This is a genomic window from Neorhizobium petrolearium (assembly GCF_017873175.1).
Lineage (GTDB): Bacteria > Pseudomonadota > Alphaproteobacteria > Rhizobiales > Rhizobiaceae > Neorhizobium > Neorhizobium petrolearium.
In genome coordinates, this window is sequence record NZ_JAGGJW010000007.1 from 1 (window position 1) to 12,903 (window position 12,903).

Below are 12,903 nucleotides of genomic sequence, written 5' to 3' on the forward strand. Positions count from 1 at the left end.
GTTGCTTGCCACCACTTACCAAAGCGCCAAGCTCGTCGCGTTCGATCTGGCTAAGATCGACTCGATATCGTACGTTCATCACAATATCCCTCATCGTCGAGGGACCTTGGATGAATCCGAAATGAATCAATTGCTTGACCAAAAGAAGCCGGGCGGACCAACCCCCTTCACCGCAAAGCAGGGCCAGTATCTTGCCTTCATATGGGCCTATTCACAGATCAATGGCCGTGCCCCAGCCGAGGCAGACTTCCAGCGATACTTCAAAGTCACCCCACCCTCGGTCCACCAGATGCTAAAGACACTTGAGAAAATCGGATTGATCCAAAAGCAACCAGGTGTCGCGCGCAGCATCCAACTGCTCGTCCCCCCGCAAGACCTGCCAATTCTGGGCATAGAACAACCCGTCATAATCTCTGGGACGTCACACTAGAGCCTCAGGCCCTAGCCCCTCTGCGATTGCCGCCAGCTCAGATAGTCCTGAATGGTTTTGCTGGCGATCGCCTCCATGGTGGAAGCAGGTACCGCGGCCCATGGATCGGAGCCTTTGGCCGGCACGCTTTCCTGCCCCTGCATGCGATGCAACCGAGCGCCTGAATTGTCGAGTATATCCCAGACATAGACGATGGTGACCTTGCCGCCGTCGACGAAGGCGGAGAAGTAGCCCTTCAGGATATTCTCCGTGCCGGTATCGCCTGATGGGCGGATGGTAAGCCCGCTGGCGCGCGCCTCGGCGCCGAGCTGACGCGAAAGCGGGGTCACCGCCTGGACCGGCGCGCCGATGATCGGCAGGAAACGGATCGTGCTGGAGGAGGAACTCGGGGGCGGTAACGATGCCTGCCGGGGTGCAGCAGCCGTTGCGGGCTGTTGCGTCGCCTGCTCCTGTCCCTGTCCATCCCATTGCGGCGGTGGGCCGGAGGAGGAGGGGGATACCGTATTGCCTGATTCCAGAGCGCGAGCCTGGGCTTCCAGCGTGTTCTGCGGTCCCGTTGCTCCGCCTTGGGCATAGGTGCTGCTATTGTTATTATTATAGGTCTCCGGCTGCTGCGAGCGCGCCATCCGGTCCGCCTCGGCTTGTGTCACCGGCGTCGAAGCCCCGCCATTGCCCGTGCCCACGTTCGCCTGTGGCGTCAGGGCCTCCGTCGTGTTGCAAGAGGACAGAATGATGGCGAGCAGGGTGGCGGAAAATAATCTTCCGAAAAGCTGCATGCCCGCCTCCTGTCAAAGATTCCCTGTCACGAAAGCTTATTGGTCGCCTTCGGGACCTGTCAATTGCCTGATCAAAGCGGGAAATCAGCGCAAAATAAGGTCCAGACCGTGGCGCGAAAGCGGCTGCGGATCGGCGCCCGTCGTCAGATAGGTGTGGCCGAGCGTCATGGCGGCACCGCTGTCGGAATCCATGATGATCATGTGCACGAAGAGGGTCATGTCGGGCAGGATCTCCTGCGGGTTGCCGACATGGAACATCTGGTGCTCCATCCACGAGGGCGAGAAACGGGCGCCGAGCGAATAGCCGCAGGCATTGAGGCGGTGGCGTGAGAGCCCGCGCTCGTCGAGGATCCGGGCATGCGTGTCGAAGACGTCGCCGAACGTGTGGCCGGGGCGCAGCACGCTCTCGATGGCCTGGATCGTCTCGAGGCAAGCTTTGTAAAGCTCCCGGTGGCGGAAGGACGGTTCGCCGACCATGATCGTGCGCATCATGGCGGCATGATAATGTACCGCCGTGCCGGCCCATTCGAGCGTCAATTGGTCGGTCGCGTCGAGTTTTCGACGGCCGGCCTTGTAGCGGCAGAGGAGCGCGTCGGCGCCCGACCCGATAATGAATTCGTTGGCCGGATAATCACCGCCGCCCAGGAAGATCGCGCCCTGCATCGCAGCGAGGATTTCCGCCTCGTCGCCGCCGGCCTTGATGAGAGGGAGTGCCGCATCAAGCGCATCATCCGCAAGTTCGGCGGCGCGCCTGGCGTAAGCGACCTCCGCCGGGCTTTTGACGAGCCTGAGCGCGCTGACGAGATAGGAGGCGTCGCTGATCTGGCCGAATGTGGCGAGCTGATTGTCAAGCAGGCGGGCGACCCGGCCGGTCATGCCGTGCGTGTCGTACTCGACGCCGATCTTCGCGCCTAGCAGGTCCATGTCGCTCAGGAGATTCTTGAGGTCGAGCGTCGGATCGGCATTCACCCGGTCGACCCACACGATGACATTCTCGATGACCGAGGTATGGCGCGCCTGACGCAGGTCGGCCGAGCGGGTCAGCAGCGTCATCGTGCCATCGGCCTTGACCACCAGCGTCTGGAAAAAGCAGTAGCCGAAGGTATCGTAGCCGGTTAGCCAATACATGCTCTCCTGGGCGAAGAGAAGCAGCGCATCCAGCTTTTCAGCACGCATCTTTTCCGTCAGTCGTGTCAGGCGGTCAGCATATTCGCTTCTTTCGAAATGCAGGGCCATATCAATCCTCCCGAAGTGCAATGGCTGAAATCTGGCGGCCGTAATCCGGCTCCTTGGCGTGAGTCGTGCGGCGATAGGAAAAGAACCGTGCCGTGTCCGGGTAGGTGTCGAAGCCCAGGTTTTCGGCGCGCACGCCTGCGGCCGTCAGCCGTCTGATCGTCAGCGACGGCAGGTCGAACATGGCATGTCCCGGCTTCGGTGAGGGCATGAAGAATTCCTCGTATGCCGAATCGAATGCCAGAAAGCGTTCGACGAATTCCGGGCCGACTTCGTAGCTCTTCGGGCCGATGGAGGGACCGAGCACCGCATTGATCCTGCCGCGCATGGCGCCGAGGGAAACCATCGCTTCGATCGTGTTTTCCAGCACCCCGCCAAGTGCACCCTTCCAGCCGGCATGGGCCGCGCCGATCACGCCGTTCTCGCAGTCGGCAAACAGGATCGGTCCGCAATCGGCCGAAAGCACGCCGAGTGCCACGCCGGGGACCGACGTCACCATCGCATCCACCTGCGGCCGCTCGCCGGCATAGGTCTCGTCGACGATGAAGACGTCGGGCGAGTGGACCTGATGGACGGTTGCAAGCTTTTCGGTGGGCAAACCGAACCAGGCGGCGACCCGCGCACGGTTCTCGATCACTCTTTCCCGGTGATCGTTCGAGCCGATGCCGACATTGAGGCCGGCATAAAGCCCTTCGGATACGCCGCCCTGACGGGTGAAGAAGCCATGGCGGATACGATTGCCGGCCATCTCGTTCAACAGGGGGCTCTCGATGGGCGTCGGCAAGGGGCTGTCCTGCATCGGCGTTGTCTATCCCGTTGATTTCAAGAGGTTTTCTGCAGGCGATGAAACCTGCGTGCTGCTTCGATCTAGGGCGAGAGTGGCGCAAGGAAAGGGCGGATGTCAATCCACCGGCCGGAACGGCATCAAATTCAAGGCCGGGCTGGAAACTGCGATCACCTTGAACAACTCCCCCATCTTGCCCGCACCTTCGCCCGCCAGCCGATCGACCGCCGCGGCAATCAGCCGCTGTTCGGATGGCGCCTTGTCCTTCGCGAGTGCCGCGGCGCGTTCGGCAAGGCCGAGGCCGTAGAGGAACTCGCCCTGGCGCAAGCCGCCGTTCAGGTGAACACCCATGGAAAGGGCGATCCTCGCCAGATCCTCGAAGTCCACGTGGCTCGTCAGGTCCGCCTCGCCCGGATGGGCGAGCGGTGGATCGAAGTCGTGGTTGCGCACGGCCTGCAGCGTGTCTCCGAAGCCGGTGACCATATGGCCGTAGTCGATGATCAGGGCAGTTCCGCCAAACGTCTTCAGCCGGTCGCAGAGCGTCTGCATGACCGCCTGGCGTGCCGGCGCCAGCTCGAAGACCGTGCCGTCGGGAATGGAGGCCGTTGACGATGGCAGAAGATCGGGATCGAGCGTCGCGACGCCGGCGGCGAAAGTGAGTTGATCGTCGGCATTCAGGCCGACAAGACGCTCGCGGAAGCCGGTCGGTGTTCTGACGAACTGGCGGATCGGGATCGCGTCGAAGAGTTCATTCGCGGCAATCAGCGTAAAACCTTCGGGTACATCTTCGAAACTGTCGTGCCAGGTAATCTTCGTGGAATAGGCCTCCAGCGTCACGCGCTGCACGCCGCGAAGCCTTTCGCTGGTCTCGACCAGATGAACATTCAGGCCTTCGAAGAGCAGGGGGGCGATGCGTTTGATCACCCGCAGCATATCGGCCATCATCGTGCCGCGGCCGGGCCCGACCTCGACCAGCCGGACGGCTGCCGGGCTGCCATGGCGCTGCCAGGCATGCACGACGAAGATGCCGACCATCTCGCCGAAAAGCTGGCTGATCTCCGGTGCGGTGATGAAATCGCCATGCCGGCCGAAAGGCTCGCGGCTGCGGTAATAGCCATATTCCGGATCGGCGAGGCAGAGCGCGAAATAATCGGTGACGCTGATCGGGCCGCTCGCCCGGATGAGGTTTTTTATCTTGTCTGTAAGGGGCGTGCTCACGGCCGTGCGCCTCCGCCTCAAACCTGGGCAGACGCAGAAGCAGCTGCTGCGCGTGCCCGGGCGATGGCCCAAAGGCCGACAGCGATCATCGGCAGCGACAGAACCATGCCCATCGTCAGCCAATTCGTGCCGAGCAAGTAGCCGAGTTGGGCATCCGGCTCCCGGAAAAACTCCACGAAAATACGGCAGAGCGCATATCCGACGACGAAGGTGCCGCAGACCGTGCCAGGGGCCCTCAGCGCCTTGAAGCCGAAAATCATCAGCGCCAGCACCAGAACGAGCACGATTCCTTCGAGGCCCGCTTCGTAGAGCTGGCTCGGATGGCGCGCGAACGGCCCACCGGTCGGGAAGACGACGGCCCAGGGCATGTCGCTCAATCGTCCCCAAAGCTCGCCGTTGATGAAGTTGGCGATGCGGCCGAAGAAGAGCCCGAAGGGCACGACGGCAGCCACCGTATCGAACATGCTCCAGACCGGAATGCCATTGCGGCGGGCAAAGAAGATCATGGCGATCGTCGCGCCAAGGAAACCGCCGTGGAAGGACATGCCGCCGTTCCAGATCTCGATTGCCCGAATCGGATTCTCCAAAACGGCAGCGAAATCGTAGAAGAGCACGTAGCCGATGCGGCCGCCGAGCACCACGCCGACAGCGACCCAGACCAGGAAGTCGTCGAGGTGGGCAATGGTGATCGGAGACTGACCACCCTTCCAGAGCGAGCCGTTTGCCGCCAGACGGCGCGCATAGAGCCAGCCGAGCAGGATGCCGGCGACATAGGCCAGACCGTACCAATGGATGGCCAGCGGGCCGATGGAGAAGGCCACCGGATCGATGTTCGGGAACGGCATCAGGGCGAAAAGATGTAGCGCTTCGTACAAGTTATCGGGTTCTCAACCTGTTCATATCGTCGCGGAACATGGCGTTGCGGCCATCGCCGGTCAAGGCGAATCTCAGCAAGAGCCCGTGCCGGCGGTGGATGACGCTTGCAACGGGTCGCGGCAGGCCCTACTTCATCTTCATGGACATTTTCGGGCCGCACTTCCGTAGAGTGGGCGGCCAGACATACGGGAGTAAGATCATGGCAACCGGCACGAACCGCATTCTCGACGATTTCGCGCGGCTGATGACCGATGCCGCGGGAGCTGCGCAAGGCGTGCGCAAGGAGTTCGAGACAGCCTTCCACGCTCAGGCCGAGCGCTTCCTGAACAATATGGACGTAGTCAAGCGTGAGGAATTCGAGGCCGTCCGCGAAATGGCCGCCCGCGCCCGCGACGAAAACGAGGCACTGAAAGCCCGGATCGAGGCGCTGGAGGCGAAGCTTTCAGGCCAATGAGACCGGTACCGTTTATGAGGACGGGGGCAGTGGAATGGACAAGGCGACCGTCATCAACGATATCGCGGCCGCCCTCAGAAACGAACCGACGATCGCAGCGCTGTTCTTAAGCGGCAGCTATGGCGCTGGAATCGAGGATGCATACAGCGATATCGATTTCCTGGCGGTTTCCCGCGACGGCCCTACGGATGAATTTGCCGCGCTCTTGCGCGAATCCATCGGTAAAAAGGGTGAAATCGTTCTCTGGCGGGACAGGCAGATCAAACCCACGCTGATCAACGCCATCACGGCGGATTGGCTGCGCATCGACGTTGACATCATCAATCCCGATCAAATGGCCCGGCGAAGCGCCGACGGTTTGAAGGTCGTGTTCGATCACGATCGGATTCTGGAAACCTTGCCAACGGCTCCGTCAAGGGCGAGCCCCGATCCGGCGCGCATGAAATGGCAGTTCGAGGAATTCATCCGGATTTTCGGGCTGCTGCCGCTCGCGATAGGCAGAGGGGAATATCTTAACGGGATCACCGGCATCTTCCATCTCAGGAATCTTCTCACCGAGCTTCTGATCGAAGAGACAGCCGCTCCCAATCGGGGAGGGGCTCTTCATCTGAACAGGCTGATCACCGAGGAGCAAAAGCAGGTCCTCGCCGGGTTGCCACTGCCTTCACCGACGAGAGAGGCGATCATCTCAGCCAATCTAGCCTATGCGAAAGCGTATCTGCCGCGGGCACGCAGGGTGGCGACGAAGATCGGCGTGGAATGGCCCGAGCGGTTCGAAGCGGCTACGTGGGCTCACCTCCGGCACATGTTGGGAATCGAGTTTTCCGACACCTGATCCGACCTTGCCGTCGAAAAATCCTTCCCTGTGGACACTGGCAAAAAAGCAAGTCGCCAGAGTCGGTTATGACTCCCTTCTGATCCCGGACGCGAAGAAGTTTCCAAGTGGAATTTAGTAAAATCGAGTGAAAGGGGCTGCCAGTCGGACTCCGTCTAGGTACACTGATTTTAAACGATGATTCGAAACGGGTTGGTAAGCTCCAGACAGGGTGACTGCGTTATTCTGGAGGTGTCGGGCGATCATCGAACGTGTTGTTCCCGGTCATTGTTCGCGTGTTTTGGCGTTTTCGCACGAATCCGCAATCATCCCGGTCAAGAAGGTGCCGCATGAGCCTTATGGAATTGGAAATCGAACGTCAGTCGAATCCGGTCGACATGATCGAGTTCGTCGCAGCCTCGAACGACTGGACGTTCGAACGGTCGGGCGAAGATGAAATCGCTATGACCGTGGAAGGGCGCTGGGCCGACTACCATGTTTCCTTCTCCTGGATGGAAGAATTCGAAGCGCTGCATCTGGCCTGCGCCTTCGATATCAAGATCCCGGACATACGGGTCAATGAAGTCATCCGCCTGCTCTCGCATATTAACGGGCAGGTGCTGATGGGTCATTTCGACCTTTGGCGTCAGGAAGATGTGATCATCTTCCGGCAATCCTTGCTGCTGGCCGGCGGTGCGGAGCCGAACAATCAGCAGGTGGAAGTGCTGCTGTCGAGCGCGCTTGAGGCCTGCGAGGCCTATTATCAGGCCTTCCAGTTTGTCGTATGGTCGGGCATGGAAGCGAAAGCGGCCATGGATGCCGTTCTGTTTGAAACCGTAGGCGAAGCCTGATGACCGTGGTCCAGCTCGGATCGATCCTTCTCATCGGCGCCGGCAACATGGGGGGCGCGATGCTTTCCGGCTGGCTGAAGAACGGCGTGCCCGGCGCTTCCGTCACGGTTGTCGATCCGTCGCCGTCGGAGGCGATGAAGGCGATCATTTCCGATGCCGGCGCGCGTCATTTCACCGCCCTGCCGGAAAGGTTTTCGGCCGATATCCTGTTCCTTGCAATCAAGCCGCAATTGATGGATGCAGTCCTGCCGCCGTTGAAGCCGGCTGTTGGTCCGGGGACCGTCGTGGTCTCCGTCGCTGCCGGCAAGACACTGTCCTATCTTCAAAGCCATCTTGGCGATGCGGCGATGGTGCGCGCCATGCCGAATACGCCGGCGATGATCGGCCGCGGCGTTACCGGTGCCTATGCCAATCCCAAGGTCAGCGATGCCCAGCGAGAGGCGGTGCAGTCTCTGCTCAAGGTCAGTGGGCCTGTGGAATGGGTGTCGAGCGAAGCGGATATCGATGCAGTGACCGCGGTTTCGGGCAGCGGTCCGGCTTATGTGTTCTATCTCGTGGAGTGCATGGCCGAGGCGGGCCGCAAAGCCGGCCTGCCGGCGGACCTCGCCATGCGGCTTGCGCGGGAAACTGTCTCGGGGGCTGGTGAGTTGCTGCACCAGTCCCCCGAAGACGCTTCGAAACTTCGTCAGAATGTCACATCGCCCGGCGGCACGACGGCGGCAGCGCTTGCGGTGCTGATGGCCGCAGACGGCATGCAGCCGCTGTTCGACAAGGCGATCGCCGCGGCTCGCAAGCGGGCGGAAGAACTCGGAAGCTGAGCGAGAGTGTCATGGCCGAAGAGATCACCTACGGCGATTTTGAGAAAGTCGATATCCGCGTCGGCACGATCGTCGAGGCGGAAATCTTTCCGGAAGCCCGCAAACCGGCGTTCAAGCTGAAGATCGATTTCGGCCCCGAAATCGGCGTCAAGAAATCCTCGGCGCAGATCACGGTGCATTATACGCCAGAGATGCTGGTCGGCCGGCAGGTGCTCGGTGTCGTGAACTTTCCACCGCGGCAGATCGGCCCGTTCCGCTCCGAGGTGCTGACCCTCGGTTTCGAGGATGAGAAGGGCGCGATCGTGCTTGCAGCCGTCGAACAGCAGGTGCCGAACGGCAAAAGGCTGATGTAGGACGGATCTCGCGCGGCGACCCTTCAGTGAATATCGCGGCTTTTGACGTCGGTCAGGCTGAAGGACCGGAATTCCACCTCGAAGCCTTCCCGCTGCGGCGAGCAGAAGGTCATACCGACGGAAAGCTCCGAAAGAGTCGGGGGGAAATAAGCCAGCCGCGCCATCCGCCAATCCGGCCGGCTATCCGTGCGGTATTGGATGAAAAGCGCGTCGCCCATGCGGGTAACGCGGACGAAGATTTCCTCAAAATCCTCATCGAGGCGGAAGGCGGACCAGTCCGAATGACCGTTGGTGACGACTGTGCTGAAGTGACGGGCACCGTCGGTGAATTCGATGCCGCATTTCATCCAGTGCTTTTCGTCAAGGCGGAGCATCAGGCCTGCCTGATCGTAGAGCGCTTCATAGCGCCCGACGAAGGATGTCTCCGCCGTGAAATCGCCGACGCAGCGCCGGTAGAGGAAATGGCCGTTGTCATGATGGAAACCGTAATAGGTCTCCTGCCAAAAGTCGGTCTCCGGACCGGAGCGGGCGATCAGCCGGCCGCTGTCTTTGCGGATTTCCGGCGGCGGGTTCAGCCATTGCATGTCGGAAAGATCGACCGGCATCCGTCCCTCCCGTTCAGGCCGGTATCCGCACGACGGCACGCAGGCCGCCCTGCGGGCTTTCGGCAAGTGTGACGTTGCCGCCATGGGCACGGGCGATGTCGCGGGCGATGGCGAGGCCGAGGCCCGTGCCGGAAGCGTTCAGGTTGCGCGCCTCGTCGAGCCGGTAGAAGGGCTTGAAGACGTCTTCGCGCGCTTCGGGCGGAACGCCGGGACCATCATCGTCGAGGGTGAGCGTCAGCCATTTGGCGCTATGCCTCGCGTCGACATGCAGATTATTGGCGTAGCGTTCGCTGTTTGAGACGAGATTTCCGACGAGCCTGGCGAAGGCATTGGGGCGCACTGCGATCTCGTCTTCCCCCTCGATCTCATAGGTCATGGTCTTGCCCTGCAAAGCAAAGTCCGACTGCAGTTTCCCCAGGAGTTCGCTCAGCCGCAGTTCGCCGAAATCTTCCTCGGCCTGGCTTTTGGCGAAGGCCAGATAGCCTTCCAGCATCGACTGCATATCCTCCACATCCTGGCTCATGCCAGTAAGCTCCGGCTTGTCGCCGGCAAGTGCCAACTGGAGCCGGAAGCGGGTCAGGATGGTTCGCAGATCATGGCTGATGCCGGCAAGCATGGTCGTGCGTTGCTCCATCTGCCGCTCGATCCGCTCGCGCATCTGGATGAAGGCAAGACCGGCGCGGCGGATCTCGTCGGCGCCGCGCGGTGAGAAACCCTCGGTGCTCTGGCCCTTGCCGAAACTTTCGGCAGCTTGCGCGAGCGTCAGGATCGGCCGGATCTGGCCGCGCAGGAAGAGAATGGAAATGCCCACCAGCACCAGGGCAGTGCCGATCATCCAAACCAGGAAAATATGCGTGTTCGAGGCATAGGTGGAGCCGCGGCGGGCAAAGACCCGCAATACGCGGCTGTCGAACTTGATGCGGATCTCAACGAGCCGGCTGTCGCCCACCGTATCGATCCAGAACGGCATCTGGATCTGGCGATTGATCTGATCGGCAAGCACGTCATCGAGCAGGGAGAAGAAGGGGCGCGGGCGTGGCGGCGGCAACTGGCCGTTTTCTTCCACCGCGATCGTGAGATTGAGAGCGTTGCCGGCAATGCCGGTGATCGCATCGTAATTGCTGTCCTGCGGATAACTCTTGATGACTTCGATAATGCTGGCGATGTCCCGGACAGTGCCTTCCGAAAGGCGTTCGGTGACCATGCGCCAGTGCCGTTCCATGAAGACGGCGGCGACCACCGTCTGCAGGAGCAGCATGGGCAGGATGACGATGAGCAGCGAGCGGGTGTAGAGACCCGTGGGCAGGCGCCGTCGCAGCCATCGGGTCAGCGGACGCCAGCCGGGGAGGGTAAACCGGTCCATGTCGCGCTTCAGGGTGTCGAAAAGTGCCATCCTGCCTTCCGCTTGCGCCTGGTTTCCAGGCTAGTGGTTCAATTCCGACATTTGCATCCCTTTGCAGCACCCTCTGAGAGCAAATGTCGGAATCTAAAGGACCACTAGCAACTTTATGATTCTAGTGGAATTTTCGAATTTGACATTTGAGTTCAGAGGGTGCCGTGAGCGGGGCTCAAATGTCAAATTCATTCCACTAGTCAATACTCAGCCGATATCCGATGCCGCGCACCGTCTGGAGGTAGACGGGATTGGCCGGATCGTCCTCGATCTTACGCCGCAAACGGTTGATCTGCACGTCGATCGTGCGCTCACCCACTTCCGCATCGTCGCCGATCAGTTCGTGGCGCGGGATTGTGTCGCCGGCGCGCAGCGCAAAGAGGAGCATGATCTCCTGCTCGCGGTCGGTCAGCCGGATGGTTTCTGCCGCCTTGCGCAATTCCTTGCGCGGGATGGAGAAAGTAAAAGGACCGAACATGACCTGCTCGATCTTCGGAGTATCCGGCGAGCTGCTCCGGCGCAGGATGTTATTGATGCGAAGGACGAGCTCGCGTGGATCGAAGGGTTTTGAAAGATAGTCGTCGGCGCCGGCTTCCAGTCCCTCGATGCGGGACTCCATTTCAGCACGGGCCGTCAGCAGGATGACCGGAGTTGTCTTCTTCTGAAAAAGAGACTGCGTCAGCGAGAGGCCGGATTCGCCCGGCATCATGACGTCGAGAATGATGAGATCGAAATGCAGGCCTTCGAGCTTGCGGCGAGCCTCCGCCGCGTCGCCCGCGACAGACACGCGGAATCCCTGTTCCATCAGATAGCGGTTAAGGAGATTACGGATACGGGTATCGTCGTCGACCACGAGAAGGTGGGGTGCGTCGTCGGAAGGAGGCGTTTTCGTCATCGGTCCAGTCCCAACTGAGGGTTATCAGTCCTCAACCTAATCCAACTCGTCTTCGATGGGTTCGAGATTCTCGTCCCGCCCACGCATGCGGCGCAGGAATTCCTTGACCGCGGTCCGCATCTCCGGCGTGAAATCCTCCAGCGCGCGAGCGATACGGCGCGATTGCGGCTCGGAAAGGGCGAGCGCCAGTTCGCGGCCGGCAAGCGTCGGGTAGAGCCGCCTTTGCCGCCTGTCCTTGGCCCCCGCCATCTGGCGAATATAGCCGGATTCGATCAGTTGTTTGAGGACGCGCGCAAGGCTCTGCTTGGTGATCTGCAGCGTATCGAGAAGGTCGGTCACCATCATGCCTGGCTGACGGCAGACAAAATAGACGACGCGGTGATGGGCGCGGCCCATGCCGATCTTGGCAAGGATCGCATCCGGGTCGGAGACGAAATCGCGATAGGCGAAGAAAAGCAACTCGATGGTCTCGAAGTCGATCTGGCCTTCGTCAACCACCGGCATCGGCGGCATGACCTTCCTGACGGCTTTTCCCGTCGATGCGCGCGACACTCCCGTTTCCTTTCCCGTCATGGTTCCATGCGAAGGCCGAAGCTCATTCAACACTCAAGCACTGTAGACGCTCGTTCGTCATAAAGCGCGAACAGCTTGAACAATCAACAGCATTTCTTGAAGGACGGATCGGATGGCACGCTCGGAGGCGAAGGGCGCCAGCAGCGCGGCGCCCCCCGCGATATCGGTCATTCGTAGATATGCACGATGCGGCGAGTACCCGGATCGACCAGAACGGGCCGGTCGTTGACGACCACATAGTCGTAGTCATAGTCGGGCACTTCGCGGATGATGACATCGGGCGGCAGTGTCGCCCCAACGACCACTTCATTGCGGACGCGGATCGGGTCGGTCGGATGCTGTTCGATATAGCTGATGACGGTATCCGGCGGATCGATGACATTCACTTCGCCGACCGGGCCAAGCATGATGTCGCCAGGTCCGGGAACCGCAGCAGGCGGAACGCTTGCCGTCGTCTCATAGGTCACCGCCGGTACGTCGTAGCGGGTCCGATAGTCCTCGACCACTACCGGCGTGCCGTTGTGGCGGACGGTCAGGTATTCGGCGAAGACCCAGCCTCGCATGCCGTTGACTTCGATGCGGCACCAGTTGCTACCTTCGAGGCAGCCATCCATCATCGCCGGGCTACCGCGGGTGGCAAGTCCGATCTCGGGGTAATCCTGGCCAGGACCGGAGCGGACGACGATGTCCGATGCCGTCGTCGTGGCCATCTGGGCCTGGGCGGGCAAGGCAAGGGCCGAAAGAGCAGTGCCAAGCCCCAACCACGTCCACTTAAGGAATTTCAACCAACTCGTCATGGAGTTTCTCCTCACGTTGATTGGAGGGAAACC

General features: G+C 60.9%; 16 protein-coding genes. 6 read left to right on the forward strand and 10 right to left on the reverse strand.

All coding sequences use genetic code 11. The annotated features are described in order from the left end of the window. The coding region (locus J2046_RS14370; protein ID WP_411828503.1) for a LexA family protein at window positions 1–430 on the forward strand (430 nt) is incomplete at its 5' end. Window positions 431–441: 11 nt separating this feature from the next. Here the strand turns inward: J2046_RS14370 and J2046_RS14375 are convergent. The 5 genes from J2046_RS14375 to lgt form a co-directional block, all read right to left on the reverse strand. Continuing rightward, the gene (locus J2046_RS14375; RefSeq protein ID WP_210052834.1) at window positions 442–1,206 is read right to left on the reverse strand and encodes a hypothetical protein; all 765 of its coding nucleotides are present in this window, start codon (window positions 1,204–1,206) and stop codon (window positions 442–444) included. Window positions 1,207–1,290: 84 nt separating this feature from the next. After that, a complete protein-coding gene (locus J2046_RS14380) occupies window positions 1,291–2,442 on the reverse strand; it encodes a M24 family metallopeptidase (protein ID WP_210052836.1) in 1,152 nt (383 codons plus the stop codon). Between the two features lies 1 nt (window position 2,443). Then, entirely contained in the window at window positions 2,444–3,238 is a 795-nt protein-coding gene (gene pgeF / locus J2046_RS14385) for a peptidoglycan editing factor PgeF (RefSeq protein ID WP_210052838.1), read from the reverse strand. Window positions 3,239–3,340: 102 nt separating this feature from the next. Next, window positions 3,341–4,441, reverse strand: a complete 1,101-nt coding sequence (locus tag J2046_RS14390; protein WP_210052839.1) for a class I SAM-dependent methyltransferase — start codon at window positions 4,439–4,441, stop codon at window positions 3,341–3,343. 17 nt (window positions 4,442–4,458) lie between these two features. Further along, complete coding sequence (gene lgt / locus J2046_RS14395; protein WP_411828508.1) at window positions 4,459–5,286, reverse strand: prolipoprotein diacylglyceryl transferase; 828 nt, start codon at window positions 5,284–5,286, stop codon at window positions 4,459–4,461. A 230-nt stretch (window positions 5,287–5,516) separates the two neighbouring features. On the opposite strand from lgt, the gene J2046_RS14400 reads away from it, so the two are divergent. The 5 genes from J2046_RS14400 (at window position 5,517) to J2046_RS14420 (ending at window position 8,607) form a co-directional block, all read left to right on the forward strand. Continuing rightward, window positions 5,517–5,771, forward strand: a complete 255-nt coding sequence (locus tag J2046_RS14400) for an accessory factor UbiK family protein (protein ID WP_210052843.1) — start codon at window positions 5,517–5,519, stop codon at window positions 5,769–5,771. A gap of 34 nt (window positions 5,772–5,805) precedes the next feature. Continuing rightward, window positions 5,806–6,606, forward strand: coding sequence for a nucleotidyltransferase family protein (locus tag J2046_RS14405; RefSeq protein WP_210052845.1), 801 nt, complete (start codon window positions 5,806–5,808; stop codon window positions 6,604–6,606). A 329-nt stretch (window positions 6,607–6,935) separates the two neighbouring features. After that, entirely contained in the window at window positions 6,936–7,436 is a 501-nt protein-coding gene (locus J2046_RS14410) for a type III secretion system chaperone family protein (protein ID WP_037147997.1), read from the forward strand. After that, on the forward strand, window positions 7,436–8,254 hold the full coding sequence (proC, locus tag J2046_RS14415) for a pyrroline-5-carboxylate reductase (protein WP_210052846.1): 819 nt from the start codon (window positions 7,436–7,438) through the stop codon (window positions 8,252–8,254). The genes J2046_RS14410 and proC overlap by 1 nt, the downstream gene beginning before the upstream one ends. 11 nt (window positions 8,255–8,265) lie before the next feature. Continuing rightward, on the forward strand, window positions 8,266–8,607 hold the full coding sequence (locus J2046_RS14420) for a tRNA-binding protein (RefSeq protein ID WP_210052848.1): 342 nt from the start codon (window positions 8,266–8,268) through the stop codon (window positions 8,605–8,607). Window positions 8,608–8,630: 23 nt separating this feature from the next. Here the strand turns inward: J2046_RS14420 and J2046_RS14425 are convergent, their stop codons facing one another. The 5 genes from J2046_RS14425 to J2046_RS14445 all read right to left on the reverse strand — a co-directional run bounded on the left by J2046_RS14425 (window position 8,631) and on the right by J2046_RS14445 (window position 12,870). Beyond that, window positions 8,631–9,212, reverse strand: coding sequence for a DUF1349 domain-containing protein (locus J2046_RS14425; RefSeq protein WP_210052850.1), 582 nt, complete (start codon window positions 9,210–9,212; stop codon window positions 8,631–8,633). Between the two features lie 13 nt (window positions 9,213–9,225). Then, the gene (locus tag J2046_RS14430; protein WP_210052853.1) at window positions 9,226–10,605 is read right to left on the reverse strand and encodes an ATP-binding protein; all 1,380 of its coding nucleotides are present in this window, start codon (window positions 10,603–10,605) and stop codon (window positions 9,226–9,228) included. Between the two features lie 196 nt (window positions 10,606–10,801). After that, window positions 10,802–11,500 carry a response regulator gene (locus tag J2046_RS14435; protein ID WP_210052855.1) on the reverse strand — a complete coding sequence of 233 codons (699 nt, stop codon included), beginning with the start codon at window positions 11,498–11,500 and terminating at the stop codon, window positions 10,802–10,804. Between the two features lie 36 nt (window positions 11,501–11,536). Further along, window positions 11,537–12,013 carry a MarR family winged helix-turn-helix transcriptional regulator gene (locus J2046_RS14440; RefSeq protein ID WP_233469789.1) on the reverse strand — a complete coding sequence of 159 codons (477 nt, stop codon included), beginning with the start codon at window positions 12,011–12,013 and terminating at the stop codon, window positions 11,537–11,539. Between the two features lie 227 nt (window positions 12,014–12,240). Further along, entirely contained in the window at window positions 12,241–12,870 is a 630-nt protein-coding gene (locus tag J2046_RS14445) for a DUF1236 domain-containing protein (RefSeq protein WP_210052859.1), read from the reverse strand. Between the last annotated feature and the right edge of the window lie 33 nt (window positions 12,871–12,903).

What these genes read in the sequence shown, in the direction of transcription:
- J2046_RS14375 (WP_210052834.1), bottom strand. Translation starts at nt 1,206, where the DNA reads ATGCAGCTTTTCGGAAGATTATTTTCCGCCACCCTGCTCGCCATCATT.
- J2046_RS14380 (WP_210052836.1), bottom strand. Translation starts at nt 2,442, where the DNA reads ATGGCCCTGCATTTCGAAAGAAGCGAATATGCTGACCGCCTGACACGA.
- pgeF (WP_210052838.1), bottom strand. Translation starts at nt 3,238, where the DNA reads ATGCAGGACAGCCCCTTGCCGACGCCCATCGAGAGCCCCCTGTTGAAC.
- lgt (WP_411828508.1), bottom strand. Translation starts at nt 5,286, where the DNA reads ATGCCGTTCCCGAACATCGATCCGGTGGCCTTCTCCATCGGCCCGCTG.
- J2046_RS14400 (WP_210052843.1), top strand. Translation starts at nt 5,517, where the DNA reads ATGGCAACCGGCACGAACCGCATTCTCGACGATTTCGCGCGGCTGATG.
- J2046_RS14405 (WP_210052845.1), top strand. Translation starts at nt 5,806, where the DNA reads ATGGACAAGGCGACCGTCATCAACGATATCGCGGCCGCCCTCAGAAAC.
- J2046_RS14410 (WP_037147997.1), top strand. Translation starts at nt 6,936, where the DNA reads ATGAGCCTTATGGAATTGGAAATCGAACGTCAGTCGAATCCGGTCGAC.
- proC (WP_210052846.1), top strand. Translation starts at nt 7,436, where the DNA reads ATGACCGTGGTCCAGCTCGGATCGATCCTTCTCATCGGCGCCGGCAAC.
- J2046_RS14420 (WP_210052848.1), top strand. Translation starts at nt 8,266, where the DNA reads ATGGCCGAAGAGATCACCTACGGCGATTTTGAGAAAGTCGATATCCGC.
- J2046_RS14425 (WP_210052850.1), bottom strand. Translation starts at nt 9,212, where the DNA reads ATGCCGGTCGATCTTTCCGACATGCAATGGCTGAACCCGCCGCCGGAA.
- J2046_RS14430 (WP_210052853.1), bottom strand. Translation starts at nt 10,605, where the DNA reads ATGGCACTTTTCGACACCCTGAAGCGCGACATGGACCGGTTTACCCTC.
- J2046_RS14435 (WP_210052855.1), bottom strand. Translation starts at nt 11,500, where the DNA reads ATGACGAAAACGCCTCCTTCCGACGACGCACCCCACCTTCTCGTGGTC.
- J2046_RS14440 (WP_233469789.1), bottom strand. Translation starts at nt 12,013, where the DNA reads ATGCCGCCGATGCCGGTGGTTGACGAAGGCCAGATCGACTTCGAGACC.
- J2046_RS14445 (WP_210052859.1), bottom strand. Translation starts at nt 12,870, where the DNA reads ATGACGAGTTGGTTGAAATTCCTTAAGTGGACGTGGTTGGGGCTTGGC.